The 12,939-nt window shown below is 62.7% G+C and carries 12 protein-coding genes; 5 read left to right on the top strand and 7 right to left on the bottom strand.

The window, feature by feature from the left end; translation table 11 throughout:
* Positions 1-161 precede the first annotated feature (161 nt).
* Positions 162-620, top strand: a complete 459-nt coding sequence (gene rsd / locus AC07T0_RS04615; protein WP_495000063.1) for a sigma D regulator — start codon at positions 162-164, stop codon at positions 618-620.
* Positions 621-684: 64 nt separating this feature from the next.
* Here the strand turns inward: rsd and AC07T0_RS04610 are convergent, their stop codons facing one another.
* Positions 685-1,350: an FKBP-type peptidyl-prolyl cis-trans isomerase gene (locus tag AC07T0_RS04610; RefSeq protein WP_495000062.1), complete on the bottom strand. Its 666-nt coding sequence runs from the start codon at positions 1,348-1,350 to the stop codon at positions 685-687.
* A gap of 173 nt (positions 1,351-1,523) precedes the next feature.
* On the opposite strand from AC07T0_RS04610, the gene AC07T0_RS04605 reads away from it, so the two are divergent.
* Positions 1,524-2,540: an AlgP family protein gene (locus AC07T0_RS04605; RefSeq protein WP_495000061.1), complete on the top strand. Its 1,017-nt coding sequence runs from the start codon at positions 1,524-1,526 to the stop codon at positions 2,538-2,540.
* Here the strand turns inward: AC07T0_RS04605 and AC07T0_RS04600 are convergent.
* Complete coding sequence (locus tag AC07T0_RS04600; RefSeq protein WP_495000060.1) at positions 2,537-3,001, bottom strand: TIGR02444 family protein; 465 nt, start codon at positions 2,999-3,001, stop codon at positions 2,537-2,539. The two genes, AC07T0_RS04605 and AC07T0_RS04600, sit on opposite strands and share 4 nt — an antisense overlap.
* Positions 3,002-3,051: 50 nt before the next feature.
* Between AC07T0_RS04600 and AC07T0_RS04595 the strand changes: the two genes are divergently transcribed.
* Together AC07T0_RS04595 and AC07T0_RS04590 are read left to right on the top strand one after the other, a co-directional pair.
* Positions 3,052-4,962 (top strand): ATP-binding cassette domain-containing protein, encoded by a 1,911-nt coding sequence (locus AC07T0_RS04595; protein ID WP_495000059.1) that lies wholly within the window; start codon positions 3,052-3,054, stop codon positions 4,960-4,962.
* A 219-nt stretch (positions 4,963-5,181) separates the two neighbouring features.
* Positions 5,182-5,814, top strand: a complete 633-nt coding sequence (locus AC07T0_RS04590; RefSeq protein WP_495000058.1) for a LysE family transporter — start codon at positions 5,182-5,184, stop codon at positions 5,812-5,814.
* 135 nt (positions 5,815-5,949) lie between these two features.
* Here the strand turns inward: AC07T0_RS04590 and AC07T0_RS04585 are convergent, their stop codons facing one another.
* From AC07T0_RS04585 to AC07T0_RS04565, 5 genes are all read right to left on the bottom strand, one after another.
* Positions 5,950-6,693: a penicillin-binding protein activator LpoB gene (locus tag AC07T0_RS04585; protein WP_495000057.1), complete on the bottom strand. Its 744-nt coding sequence runs from the start codon at positions 6,691-6,693 to the stop codon at positions 5,950-5,952.
* Positions 6,694-6,696: 3 nt separating this feature from the next.
* Positions 6,697-7,287 carry a penicillin-binding protein activator LpoB gene (gene lpoB, locus AC07T0_RS04580; RefSeq protein WP_495000056.1) on the bottom strand — a complete coding sequence of 197 codons (591 nt, stop codon included), beginning with the start codon at positions 7,285-7,287 and terminating at the stop codon, positions 6,697-6,699.
* A gap of 42 nt (positions 7,288-7,329) precedes the next feature.
* Positions 7,330-7,707 (bottom strand): YcfL family putative periplasmic lipoprotein, encoded by a 378-nt coding sequence (locus AC07T0_RS04575; protein ID WP_495000055.1) that lies wholly within the window; start codon positions 7,705-7,707, stop codon positions 7,330-7,332.
* A 17-nt stretch (positions 7,708-7,724) separates the two neighbouring features.
* Positions 7,725-9,122: a COG3014 family protein gene (locus tag AC07T0_RS04570; protein ID WP_495000054.1), complete on the bottom strand. Its 1,398-nt coding sequence runs from the start codon at positions 9,120-9,122 to the stop codon at positions 7,725-7,727.
* Between the two features lie 181 nt (positions 9,123-9,303).
* Complete coding sequence (locus tag AC07T0_RS04565) at positions 9,304-10,650, bottom strand: COG3014 family protein (RefSeq protein ID WP_495000053.1); 1,347 nt, start codon at positions 10,648-10,650, stop codon at positions 9,304-9,306.
* 288 nt (positions 10,651-10,938) lie between these two features.
* On the opposite strand from AC07T0_RS04565, the gene AC07T0_RS04560 reads away from it, so the two are divergent.
* Positions 10,939-12,840 (top strand): FTR1 family protein, encoded by a 1,902-nt coding sequence (locus tag AC07T0_RS04560; RefSeq protein WP_495000052.1) that lies wholly within the window; start codon positions 10,939-10,941, stop codon positions 12,838-12,840.
* Positions 12,841-12,939 lie beyond the last annotated feature (99 nt).

Below are 12,939 nucleotides of genomic sequence, written 5' to 3'. Positions count from 1 at the left end.
CTTGTATGAACTTTCTCTCCTGCGTACCTTGAAGCAGGTGTCGAGCGGGCATAATCTGGCCCGCATCGCGTTATTGCAATCAGCTGTTCTGTTTGGCCAAGTCAGGAGCCTCGAGGTGCTCGGGGCATCGGTCGGCATGACCCAGAAGGGAAGAGATCACCATGCTCGAAAGTTGTCGGAATGCTCAGGAACGCTGGGGTGGAGTGCACCTGCTGATTGATCGCTGGCTGAAGGAGCGTCACGAGCTCGTGCGGGCCTACGATGCCCTCGGTGCCGAGCCGGGTGCCCTGGCGCAGAATCCCGGGCCCTTGCAGGAGTTCTGCGGTCTGCTGGTGGATTATGTGTCGGCTGGCCATTTTGAAATCTACGAGCAGCTGACCGGCGAGGCCAAGGCCTTTGGCGACCAGCGCGGCTTGGAACTGGCCGAGACGATCTACCCGCGTATCGATGTCATTACCGAGAAGCTGCTGGCCTTTAACGATCTGTGCGACGAAGGCCAGTGCGTGGCGCATAAGTTCCAGGAGCTGGGCGGCTTGCTTCACGAGCGCTTCGAGCTGGAAGACTGCCTGATCGAAGTGCTGCATACGGCCCACAAGGAAAAGGCTGAAGCCCAGGCCTGATGCCGATCGCTACACATGAAAACGGTGCGCTCAGGCGCACCGTTTTTCATTGTGGCGGCGCCTGTCAGCTGGCCACGCCGAGCAGCTCGATCTCGAACACCAGCGGTGTGTAAGGCGCGATAAGGTCGCCGGCACCGTCCGCGCCATAGGCCTGTGCCGAGGGCAGTACCAGGCGCCATTTCGCACCGACGGGCATCTGTGGCAAAGCCGTGCGCCAGCCATTGATCACACTGTCCAGGCGAAACCACTGCGGCTGTCGGTTCTGATCGAACACCGTGCCATTGGGCAGGCGTCCGACGTAGCGCACCTGGACCTTGCCGTTGGCCGCGACTTTTTCGCCGCTGCCGGGGGTCAGTTCGGTCATCAGGATACCGTCGGCCAATTCCTGGACGCCGGGTTTGGTCTTCTCTTCAACGAGGAATTTTCGCTCGGCTTCCAGGGCAGTTTCGCTCTGTGGTTTGGCCGCCTCTTGAGCGACCTGGGCATCGTGAGCGGCGAGAATCTGTTGAATGCGTTCGTCCTTCAAGGCCAGCGGCTTGCCCTGGTAAGCCTGCTTCAAACCGTCGAGCAAAGCCTTGATCTGCAGGTCCGGAGCATCCTGGCGCAGACGCTCGCCGAGGCTGGCGCCGAGGCTGTAGGCGAGGTCGTGAGCGTCGTCGTTCTCGACCTCTGGCGCGGCTTGCGCAAGCGGCCAGAAAACACACAGTGACAGCAGAAAATAACGCGGCATAAGCACTCTCCGACCTCAGGTGTTGGGGATTATGCCAGTGCTCCGAGCGGGTTGTTGAAGAAGCATTTTTCAGCGCATGCAACGCAGGCCCTTCGATACTGTCAACATGCCCTAGCGGCGGTAGTCCCAGAGGGCTAGTATGAGCCGCATTCACGTCAGTCAGGAGGTACACCATGTCGGCCACCAAGAAGCCCGTAAATACTCCGTTGCATTTGCTCCAACAGTTGTCGGGCAGCCTGCTCGAACATCTGGAAACTGCCTGCACCCAAGCCTTGGCTGATGCTGAAAAACTGCTCGCCAAATTGGAAAAGCAACGCGGTAAAGCCCAGGAAAAATTGCACAAGGCTCGCACCAAATTGCAGGACTCGGCGACTGCCGGAAAAGCCAAGGCACAAGCCAAGGCCAAGAGCGCGGTCGGTGAGCTCGAAGAGTTGCTGGACAAGCTGAAAGCCAGCCAGTCGGACACCCGTGGCTACATCCTGCAACTCAAGCGCGATGCCCAGGAAAGCCTGAAACTGGCCCAGGGTGTTGGTCGTGTGAAAGAGGCTGTCACCAAGGCGCTGTCGACTCGCGTTGCCAAGCCAGTCGCTGCTAAAGCGGTTGCCGCCAAGCCTGCTGCAAAAGTTGCTGCTGCCAAACCAGCCGCCGCCAAGCCTGCTGCAAAAGCTGCCGCTGCCAAACCAGCTGCCGCCAAGCCTGCTGCAAAAGTTGCCGCTGCCAAACCAGCTGCCGTCAAGCCTGCTGCAAAAGCTGCTGCTGCTAAACCAGCTGCCGCCAAGCCTGCTGCAAAAGTTGTCGCTGCCAAGCCCGCTGCCGCCAAGCCAGCCGCAAAACCTGTTGCTGCTAAACCGGCTGCCGCCAAGCCAGCCGCAAAAGCTGCCGCTGCCAAACCAGCTGCCGCCAAGCCAGCCGCAAAACCTGTTGCTGCTAAACCGGCTGCCGCCAAGCCTGCTGCAAAAGCTGCCGCTGCCAAACCAGCCGCCGCCAAGCCCGCCGCAAAACCTGTTGCTGCTAAACCGGCCGCTGCCAAGCCTGCCGCCGCAAAGCCAGCGGCCGTAAAGCCTGCTGTGAGCGCCGCCAAGCCGGCAGCGCCTGCCCAGATCGCGCCAGCCGCTGCTCCAGCTGCTCCAGCTGCTCCGACTGCGCCAACGCCTGTGGCACCTGCCGTTACCCCGAGCAGCGCTTCCTAAGCCTGGCTCACCGCGACGCGCAGCTGCCGCAGCGCGTCGCTATTCAGTCGTGCGGCCTGGCGGGTGACAGCCTCCAGCCACGCGGCCAGATCTTCCGCGCCCACCTCTGGCCAATCCCGCCCCAACGCTTCCAGTCGCTGCAATAGCTGCTGCTCGGCGGCCAGTTCCAATGCCTTGACCTGATCCCTCAGCACCTTCAGCTCGACGTCCTCCGAGGCCGCGTTGCGCCATTGCCTGCGCAACTGTCGTAGCGGCTGCACCACCTGGTTGTGCCAGGGCTCGGCGAGTGCCTGTAATTGCCGCGCGCGCTCAGCCTCGCAGCGTACTCCGCGCTGGCCCAGCCAGGCGGCGCAGAGCAGCAGGCAGACATTCGCCCCCTGCGCCTGTAGCGCCAGACAGGTCTGTTCAACGCCGGGTTTGGCGTAGGTGTTCAGGGAAAACGTCCACAGGTCAGCATGCATGGTGAGATCCGCGCCAGTTGCGAGGGAAGCTGGTAGACTCCGCCGCCATTATGATTCGACTTCAGAACCTGACTTTACAGCGTGGCCCGCAACGTCTGCTAGAAGACGCCGAGCTGACCCTGCACGCCGGCCACAAAGCCGGCCTGATCGGTGCCAACGGCGCCGGCAAATCCAGCCTGTTCGCCCTGCTGCGGGGCGAGCTGCACCCGGACTCGGGTGATTGCTTCTTGCCGGCCGATTGGCGTATCGCCCACATGCGCCAGGAGGTCGATACCCTCGAACGCCTGGCGGTCGACTACGTGCTCGATGGTGACGTGCGCCTGCGCCAGGTGCAACACGACCTGGCGGCGGCCGAAGCGGCCCATGACGGTGCCGCCCAGGCCCGTCTGCACTCGGAGCTCGACAGCGCCGATGGCTACACCGCCGATGCGCGCGCGCGCAAGCTGCTGGCGGGTCTCGGTTTCACCAATGAGCAGATGGACCATCAGGTCTCGGCCTTCTCCGGTGGTTGGCGGATGCGCCTGAACCTGGCGCAGGCGCTGATGTGCCCGTCGGACCTGTTGCTGCTCGATGAGCCGACCAACCACTTGGACCTCGACGCGATCATCTGGCTGGAAGACTGGCTCAAAAGTTACCCCGGTACCTTGTTGCTGATCTCCCACGACCGTGACTTCCTCGATGAAGTGGTCGATCACGTGGCCCATGTCGACCAGCGCAAGATCACCCTCTATCGCGGTGGCTACACCGCCTTCGAGCGCGCCCGCGCCGAGCGTCTGGCCCAGCAGCAACAGGCCTACGAGAAACAGCAGGCGCAGCGTGCGCACATGGAAAGCTACATCGCCCGCTTCAAGGCCCAGGCCACCAAGGCCCGCCAGGCCCAGAGCCGGATCAAGGCCCTGGAACGGATGGAAGAGCTGTCCGCGGCCCACGTCGATTCGCCGTTCGACTTTGTGTTCCGCGAGTCGCAGAAGATCTCCAGCCCGTTGCTCGACCTGTCCGACGCGCGCCTGGGTTATGGCGACAAGACCGTCCTGGAGAAGGTCAAGCTGCAGCTGACTCCGGGCGCGCGGATCGGCCTGCTCGGCCCCAACGGCGCGGGCAAGTCGACGCTGATCAAGAACCTTGCCGGCGAGCTGTCGCCGTTGGCGGGACGGATGACCCGCGGTGAAAACACCGTGGTCGGCTACTTTGCCCAGCACCAGCTCGACTCGCTGGACTCCAAGGCCAGCCCGTTGCTGCACCTGCAGCGTCTGGCGCCGACCGAGCGTGAGCAGACCCTGCGCGACTTCCTCGGTGGTTTCGACTTCCGTGGCGCGCGCATCGACGAACCGGTGCTGAACTTCTCCGGTGGTGAGAAGGCCCGCCTGGCGTTGGCCTTGATCGCCTGGGAACGGCCGAACCTGTTGTTGCTCGACGAACCGACCAACCACCTTGACCTGGAAATGCGCCTGGCGCTGACCATGGCCTTGCAGGAATTCAGCGGCGCGGTGCTGGTGGTCTCTCACGACCGTCATCTGCTCAAGAGCACCACGGATAATTTCTACCTGGTGGCCGACGGCAAGGTCGAAGAGTTCGACGGCGATCTGGAAGACTACGCGCGCTGGCTGGTCGAGTACCGCCAGCGCAATGCGCCGGTGAGCAACACCCCGGTCAATCTCGACAAGACCGACAAGAAAGCTCAGCGCCAGCAGGCCGCCGCGTTGCGTCAGCAGCTGGCGCCGCACAAGCGTGAAGCCGACAAGCTTGAAGCCGAGTTGGGCAAGCTGCACGAGAAGCTGGCGAAGATCGAGGCGAGCCTGGGTGACAGCGCGGTCTACGAGGCGGCGCGCAAGGATGAGCTACGTGATCTGCTGGCCGAACAGGCTAAGTTGAAAGTGCGCGAGTCCCAGCTGGAAGAGGCGTGGATGGAAGCTCTGGAACTGCTGGAAAGCATGCAGGCGGAGCTGGAAGCGCTGTCCTGATGCGCTCTTGAAAACACCGCATCCTTGTAGGCGCTGGCTTGCCGGCGATGAGGTCAGTGAGCCTTGCATCGCCTGATCGGCTGTCATCGCCAGCAAGCCGGCTCCCACGCAGCGCGGTGTTCGTTTGTGGGCTGTCTGTCCGACAAAAAACGATAGTCAATTTCACGCCCACGGATTAGCTTAGAGGTTTGTAACAACTCTCTATATCCGAGGTGCATGATGCTGCTTGAGACATGGCTGGCCTTTTTTGCCGCGTGCTGGGTCATCAGCCTATCCCCAGGTGCTGGCGCCATCGCCTCGATGTCCAGCGGCCTGCAATACGGTTTCCTGCGTGGCTACTGGAATGCTCTTGGCCTGCAACTGGGCCTGGCGGCGCAGATCGCGGTGATTGCCGCGGGCGTTGGGGCGATCCTGGCGACCTCTTCCTCGGCCTTCTATGCCATCAAGTGGTTCGGCGTGGTCTACCTGGTGTACCTCGCGGTCAAGCAATGGCGTGCGTTGCCCAGCAACATGGCCGAAGAGTCCACGATTCGCCCGGTCGGCAAGCCGCTGACCTTGATGTTCCGTGGATTCCTGGTGAACGTCAGCAACCCCAAGGCTCTGGTCTTCATGCTGGCGGTGCTGCCGCAGTTCATCGATCCACATGCACCGCTGGTGCATCAGTACCTGATCCTCGGCGTGACCATGATCGCCGTCGACATGATTGTCATGGCCGGTTACACGGGCCTGGCGGCCAAGGTCCTGCGTCTGTTGCGCACGCCCAAGCAGCAGCGCCGGATGAACCGCACCTTTGCCGGTTTGTTTGTCGGCGCGGCGGGGTTTCTGGCGACCTTGCACAAGGCGACGACCTGAAGTTAATCATTGCCTGAACGGACGCTATCGCCGGCAAGCCGGCTCCTACAGGGTTTGCGTCGTACTCAAGAGGAGTGATCGACACGGACCTGTAGGAGCTGGCTTGCCGGCGATGAACGCTCACGCGGTCTCGGATCAGTGCAGAACCCGAGGCGCCTCATCCGGCGGCAGGTTGTTGCGCAGCGGCGGCGCTGAACCCGGGCCCATGTCCGGCCCACCCAACTGCAGGCTCAACTGTCGCGCCACATCCTCGCCCAGCGCCTTGGACACATCGCGCACCACCCGCGGCCGGTTCAGCGACACGTGGACATCCCGGCTGTTGACCAGCTTGGTGTCCTGGCCTTCGCCCATGGCGGTGAACGCCGAGGTGATCTCGTAGGTGCGGGTATTGATCAGGCTGAAATCGCCGACCAGGGTCAGCCCCAGTACCGCCGAGTAGCTGTCGGTATTGGCCAGCTCGTTGATGTCCTGGGTGAAGTCGATGTCCGACACGGTACCGAACAGCACGAAGTCGGCGCCCTTGAAGCTGCCGCCCTTGATCCGCTTGATGACGTCGTAGACATCACCCTTGGAACTGGCGGTATAGGGCGTGCCCTGGACCAGCTGGAACATCCCGCTGCGCAGAATCTCGCCCTTGATATCGCCAGTGAACCGGCGCAACTCGCCTTGCTCGATATAGCTGCTGCGGCTTTCGTACTCGTCGTAGCTCGACGAGCCACTGGCGCCGTAGTAACTCTGCTGCTGGTTGTCCCGCGCCGAAATAGTGTGGATGTACTGTTCCACCTTCGCCTGGTACGCCAGGTCCGCCACCGCCACCTTTGGCGCGGCCTGGACGCCGAAGGCGCAGACCAGGCCGATCATGCCAATCCATGCACGCATTGTTTAACGCTCCGTGGTTTTGCGGATCTCTTTTTCGTCCATCCATTCGGCCAGGCCGCTTTCGACGTCGATCAGTTGCAAGCTGAACTTGTAGAACACGTCCTTGTAGTCGCTGCTGCGCTTGACGATCGAGCTGATCGAGCCTTCCAGGCGGTACTTGGCGGCGATCATGTTGCCGGTCTTGCTGACGGTATTCTTCTTGTACAGGCCGCTCTGGTTCTGCAGCTTCAACTGGTCGACCTGGCTTTGCATCTCGGTGTTGTCGCTGGCGAAACGGGCGGTGCCGCTCTTCATCAACTGGGTCTTGATCGAGGTGGTGATCTCGCGGGTATCGATGTACTCGCTGGTCTTGTTCTTCACGTCATAGACCTGCACCACTGGACGCCCTTGCAGGACACCGGACTGGGCCAGGGAACGAGTCATGGACTCGGCGATCGTCTGCAGGTCGGTGGAGCCAAACTCGTTGGTCACCAGTTCCACGGCCTTGGTGTCGCCGTAGCTGATGTTCTTCCCGCCCAGTACGGGCGAGGTGTTGTTGGCGCAGCCGCTGGCCAGCAGGGCGACGACGGCAAGGAGGGACAGGCGTGCAAACATGGCATGATTCTCTTCAAAAGGACGCGAGAGGGCGGCGTCGACTCAGGGGGTTTTGACTTCAAGACGGAAATCGGTGGCCTTGGGCGTCGGAGCAATGGCCGGCAGAAAGGTGCTCTGGGCGCCATACAGGTTCAAGGTCTTCCAGACTTCGTCGTCGGCTACCGGGAAACCGTCGTTGCCCAACCAGGCGAAACGGTAATACATCATCTTGTTCTTGGTGCGGGTGTTGCTCAGTTGCACCTTGACGGTCAGAAAGCCGTTTTCCCGGGCGACGCGGATGGCCCCGACCTCGATGTTTTCCATTTCGCCCATGGCGACGATCTTGCTCGCCGCGCTACCGGGGGCCGGAGGTGGCGGCGGTGGGGTGGCGCACCCGGCCAGCAAGGCCAGAGCGACAGCAGCAGTCAGTTTGAAACGCATGCACGAGACTCCTTTGTTCAAGGTTGTTTGAGGCTGGCCACGGCCGTCGGTCCGGCATCCGCCATCCGCGCGGTGGCTACACCGCTGGTGAACACCTGGTTGCCGACGGCGCGCAGGCTGATCACCTGGTAGCGGTGGTCGACCGTGAACGCTACGCGTGAGCCGCCGAGAGCGTTAGGCAGGGTGACCTGGTGCTCACCCTTTTTCAGGCGCAGGCGCACGACCTGGGTGGTGTCCGGCAGGGTCCGCCAGGTTCGGGTGTCGGCGCCTTCGAGGACCGCGGAGGTGATGCCCACGGCCAGACCGGCCAGGGGGTTGGTCTGGTTCAGCTTCGCCTGCACCGCGCCGCGGCTGATGGCCCGGACGCTGGTGCGCAGGATGATCCCCGGCATGTCGTCACGCAGGGCGCGGCGGGACATGGCGCTGGTGCTGTTGAGCAGGGTCAGGTTCTGCGGCTGGCCGTCCACGCCGATCTGGGCAAAGGTGGCCGTCGAAGTGTCGGCCTGGATGATCGGGAACGACAGCGGGGTGATGACCAGATTGTGGTCGATCGGTAGGGGCAGCGGGATGCTGATGGAGGCACGGGACGGTGCCAGGCCGCTCTGCACGACAATCAGGATATCGCTGTCGTCATCCTTGCCCGCGGGCTTGTCGAGATTGACCAGCGCCTGCTCCAGCAGCGGCGTGTTCGGGCGCAGTTCGACGGCCTGGCGATAACCGGGCGCGGCGAGGTCTTTCTCGCCGATGGCTTCGTAGACGAAACCGGCCAGGTAGTGGCTGAACGCACTCTGGTAGCTGTTCTTCAGGCCGACCACGTCCGGGGCGTCGAGGCTGGCCACCGGATAACCCTTGAGGTCCTTGTACTGGGTCTTGATGCCCTGCTGGTCGGCCTCGGTTTCACTCTTGAGGTATTGCTTGTCGCGCAGGTCGGCGATCACCGCTTCGCGCTCGTGGGTTTTCTTGATCGCGATGCGCGCGCCGTCGAAATCATTCAGAGCAAGCTGGTTCAGCGCCATCTGGGTGGTCAGCATGACTTTTTCGTAGTCATAACCTTCATAGCGACGGACCTTGTCGTTGACCAGGAAACTGCCGAACTGGGCGAGGTACTTGGCACTGTCCAGTTTCACCGCGTCTTCCCACTGACCGACCATCTGATCGGCGCTGCCCCAGGCTTTCTGGCTACCGGCCAAGTCACCCTTGGCCTGCAGCAACTCGCCTTTTTCGAAGAAATACAGCAGGTCCTTGTCGGCATCGCTGTTGTTCTTTTCCAGCAGGGTCAGCGCGCCATCGACATTGCCCGAGGCCAGTTGCTGGTTGGTTTGCGTCAGTTCAGTGTCGTAGCTGCGCATGATCGAACAGCCGGACAGCAAGGTCGCGGCGCCGAGGGCGAACGAGAGGAGGGCACGGGATGCCATGGGATCTTCCCTGATGAAAAAATCAGCCGAGCATGCTGGTCGGGCTGAGATGGACCCATTGAGAGGGAAAGTGGCTACCCTGCCAATTCCTCATGAATCGAGGAGCTTTTAATGCCCTATCGCAATAACGAGGGCGCGCCAGTATAACCGTGGCCATTGGCTATGTAATGGCTTTTTAGGATCATCCGGGCAGGAGGAAGATCCGCTTGCCGATGACCCGCAGGCTGACCACCTGGAAGGGATGCTCGATATTGACGCTCACCGGCAGCGCGCCCGGGACATGCGACAACAGCAATTTATGCGTGCCGGGCTTGAGGCGCAGGCGCGCGACCTGGGTGTTGTCCGGCAGGGTGCGCCAGGTGCGGGTGTCGGAGTCGCCAGTGAAACCCTGGTAAACCGATGAGGCTTTTGCCGGCTTGCGTTTGTTGTCCTGGGCCTGCAGTTCGGCATTGAAGCGCGCGCTCGAAAGGGCGAAGGCGATGATCGCGGGCATGTCGTCGTGCAGGGTACGCAATGACATGTCGGCCGTACTGTTGAGCAGGGTCAACGATTGTGGCTTGCCATCCACGCTGATCTGCTTGAGGTGCGCCGTCGAGCTGTCGGCTACCAGCGCCGGAAAGGGCTGGTTCACGGTGATCACCTGTCCGTCCTCTGTTTGCACCTGAAGGGGCACGCGCAAGGAAATGAGCGCCGGTGCCAGGCCGGTCTGGACGATGACCAGTACGTCACTGTCAGGGGCGGTGTCAGCGGGCTTGCCCAGGTTGGACAGGGCTTTTTCCAGTAGCGGCGTATTGGGCCGTAGCTCGATGGCCTGGCGGTAACCCGGCGCGGCGAGGTCGCGTTCGCCCAGGGCTTCATAGACGAAGCCGGCGAGGTAATGGCTGAACGCACTCTGGTAGCCGTTTTTCAGGGCAATGACCTGCGGCGAATCGAGGGTCGTCACCGGGTAACCCTGCAGGTCCTTGTAGTGCAGCTTGATACCTTTGGCCTTGGCCTGGTCTTCGACCGCCAGGTATTGCTTGTCGCGCTGCGTGGCGATGAGGGCTTCGCGTTCGTGGCTTTTCTTGATATCGACGCGGGCACCCTCGAAGTCGTTTCGGGCCAGCTGGTTGAGGGCCATTTGCGTGGTCAGCATGACCTTCTCGTAGTCATAGCCCTCGTAGCGATGAAACTTGTCGCCGACGAGTCCGATGCCGAGGATCTGGTCGAGCCCCAGGGACTTCAGAGTGGCGACGACCTGGGGCCCTGCTTCGTACTGGGACACCTGCTGGTCCGCTGCGCGCCAGGCCTCCTGGCTGCGGGACAGATCGCCCTTGGCCCGCAGCAGTTCGCCTTTTTCCAGGTAATAGAGCAGTTCCTTGTCGTCCCAGGGGTTGTGTTGCTCCAGCAACTGCAGCGCGCCATCGACGTTGCCCGAGATCAACTGCTCGTTGGTGGCCTGGAGTTCCCGGTCGTAGTTGTGAAGCAGCCCGCAGCCGCTCAAGAGCAGGGCAGAGGAGAGCAGCGTGAGTAAAAGGCGGGAGGGCATCGGGTGTCGTTCCTTGTCTTGCCGTGGCCGGTGAGCGGGTGATGAGCGTTAACGCAAGGCATCTGACACCCAACGGAGTCGGTGGGAGCTGGCGTGCCGGCGATAGCGCTGGTGAATACTACAATGCCATCACTGACCCGCCACACTCCTGCCTGTCACCGAGGGGCGCTTTTCGGCTTCAGGATGCCTGACCTCGATCAAAACATTGCCGAATCGGGCCGCTCAGGGTTGAGCCAAAGGGATTGAGAGTGAACAATGTGTTACTTCGCATTTAGATTTAGGCTTTCCATGACTGTACCCTCTCGTTTCCTGGCGTGGCTGATGCTGCCGCTGTTCGCTCTCTGCAGCTTCAACCTGCTGGCCGAAACCGTGGAGGGCGCTCCCCAGGCCCTGCACCTGCTTGACTATATCGGCGCGGATTACCCGCCCACGGTGCAGGCGGGCCAGGTGGTCGACGACGCCGAATACCGCGAGCAACTGGAGTTCATCAAGGTCCTGCAAGGTCTGGTCGCTGCGTTGCCGGCCAAGCCGGAGAAGGCCGGGCTGGTGCAGGGCATCGAGCGTTTGCAGGCCGCCGTGAGCACCCGGGAAGAAGGTGAAAGCGTTGCCCGCCAGGCTCGGCAACTGGGGGCGAAGCTGGCGCTGGCCTATGAGGTCAGTCAGGCGCCGATCATTACCCCGGACCCGAGCCGTGGGGCGCCGCTCTATGCCCAGCACTGTTCGGTATGTCACGGTGACGCGGGGGCCGGCGATGGCCCGGCCGGTGTCGGCCTGACGCCACCGCCTGCCAACCTGCGGGATGCGGCGCGCCTGGATCGGCTGAGCCTCTACGCGATCTACACCACCTTGGGGCTGGGGGTCGAAGGCACCGATATGCCGGCCTTTGCCGACCAACTGGATGAGCGTCAGCGTTGGGACCTGGCGACCTACATCGCCGGATTCAGTGCCACCCCGGTCGCGGCCAACGGCGGGAAAACCTACAACCTGGCCGACCTGGCCCGCTCGACGCCAGCTGAAGTACAGACCGCCGAAGACCCGGAGGCGGCCGTCACCTTCCGCGCCCAGCGCGCCCAACCGCCACAGGTCAAGCGTGGTCCGGGGCAATTGCTCGACTACACCGCTACGACCCTGGACAAGAGCCTGGCGGCCTACCGTTCTGGCGAGCATGAACAAGCCTACGACCTCTCCGTTGCGGCCTACCTGGAAGGCTTCGAGCTGGTGGAAAGCTCCCTGGATAACGTCAATGCCACGGTGCGCAAGGACACCGAGAAGTCGCTGATGGCCTATCGGCAAGCGCTGCAGGACGGTTTGCCGCTGGCGCAGGTCGAGCAGCATCTGGATGTTGCCAAGGGCAGGCTCAAGGCGTCGGCCGAGCTGTTGGGCAACGACGGCCTGAGTCAATCGTTGAGCTTTATTTCCGGGTTGCTGATTCTGCTGCGCGAAGGCCTGGAAGCCATTCTGGTCCTGGCGGCGGTACTGGCCTTCCTGCGCAATACCGGCCAGCAGTCGGCGGTGCGCAGCGTGCACGTCGGCTGGGGCCTGGCGCTGTTCGCTGGGTTGCTGACCTGGGCGGCGGCGGCTTACCTGATCGATGTCAGTGGTGCCCAGCGTGAGTTGCTGGAGGGTTTCACCGCGTTGTTCGCCAGCGTCATGGTGCTCTGGCTCGGGGTCTGGATGCATGACCGGCGGCATGCGGCGGCCTGGCAGGACTACATCAAGAGCAGCCTGGTCAGTGGCGGCGGACGCTTCGGCTTCGCGCTGCTGGCGTTTTTCTCGGTGTACCGCGAGCTGTTCGAAGTGATCCTGTTCTATGAAACCCTCTGGTTGCAGGCAGGTCCCGCGGGGCACAGCGCCGTGCTGGCGGGTGCCGCCACTGCGCTGGTGCTGCTGATCGGGCTGGCCTGGGTGATCCTGCGTGGTTCGGCGAAGCTGCCGCTGGCGTTGTTCTTCGGGATCAATGCCGGGTTGCTCTGTGCCTTGTCCGTGGTGTTTGCCGGACACGGGGTCAAGGCGTTGCAGGAAGCCGGGATCTTCGGCACGCGGCCGCTGGCGTTCTTTGAATTCGACTGGTTGGGGATTCATGCCGACGCCTACTCGCTAGGGGCTCAGGCGCTGGCGTTGCTGGCGGTTGTGGTGTTGTACGGCCGCAGCCGGTTGGCGGAAAAGCGTCGGGCCCAGGCGGTTGCCTAGTGCCTGCGGGAACTTGAGAACACTGCCGACCTTGTGGGGGGGGGGGGGGGGGGGGGGGGGGGGGGGGGGGGGGGGGGGGGGGGGGGGGGGGGGGGGGGG

This window comes from Pseudomonas sp. GW821-FHT04D07 (genome assembly GCF_059420225.1).
The sequence above is the reverse complement of the archived record's forward strand: the minus strand, read 5'-3'. Positions and strand labels throughout refer to the sequence as shown.

Bases quoted from the DNA above. Each gene is read 5' to 3' on its own strand.
- rsd (WP_495000063.1), top strand. From the start codon at position 162: ATGCTCGAAAGTTGTCGGAATGCTCAGGAACGCTGGGGTGGAGTGCAC.
- AC07T0_RS04610 (WP_495000062.1), bottom strand. From the start codon at position 1,350: ATGCCGCGTTATTTTCTGCTGTCACTGTGTGTTTTCTGGCCGCTTGCG.
- AC07T0_RS04605 (WP_495000061.1), top strand. From the start codon at position 1,524: ATGTCGGCCACCAAGAAGCCCGTAAATACTCCGTTGCATTTGCTCCAA.
- AC07T0_RS04600 (WP_495000060.1), bottom strand. From the start codon at position 3,001: ATGCATGCTGACCTGTGGACGTTTTCCCTGAACACCTACGCCAAACCC.
- AC07T0_RS04595 (WP_495000059.1), top strand. From the start codon at position 3,052: ATGATTCGACTTCAGAACCTGACTTTACAGCGTGGCCCGCAACGTCTG.
- AC07T0_RS04590 (WP_495000058.1), top strand. From the start codon at position 5,182: ATGCTGCTTGAGACATGGCTGGCCTTTTTTGCCGCGTGCTGGGTCATC.
- AC07T0_RS04585 (WP_495000057.1), bottom strand. From the start codon at position 6,693: ATGCGTGCATGGATTGGCATGATCGGCCTGGTCTGCGCCTTCGGCGTC.
- lpoB (WP_495000056.1), bottom strand. From the start codon at position 7,287: ATGTTTGCACGCCTGTCCCTCCTTGCCGTCGTCGCCCTGCTGGCCAGC.
- AC07T0_RS04575 (WP_495000055.1), bottom strand. From the start codon at position 7,707: ATGCGTTTCAAACTGACTGCTGCTGTCGCTCTGGCCTTGCTGGCCGGG.
- AC07T0_RS04570 (WP_495000054.1), bottom strand. From the start codon at position 9,122: ATGGCATCCCGTGCCCTCCTCTCGTTCGCCCTCGGCGCCGCGACCTTG.
- AC07T0_RS04565 (WP_495000053.1), bottom strand. From the start codon at position 10,650: ATGCCCTCCCGCCTTTTACTCACGCTGCTCTCCTCTGCCCTGCTCTTG.
- AC07T0_RS04560 (WP_495000052.1), top strand. From the start codon at position 10,939: ATGACTGTACCCTCTCGTTTCCTGGCGTGGCTGATGCTGCCGCTGTTC.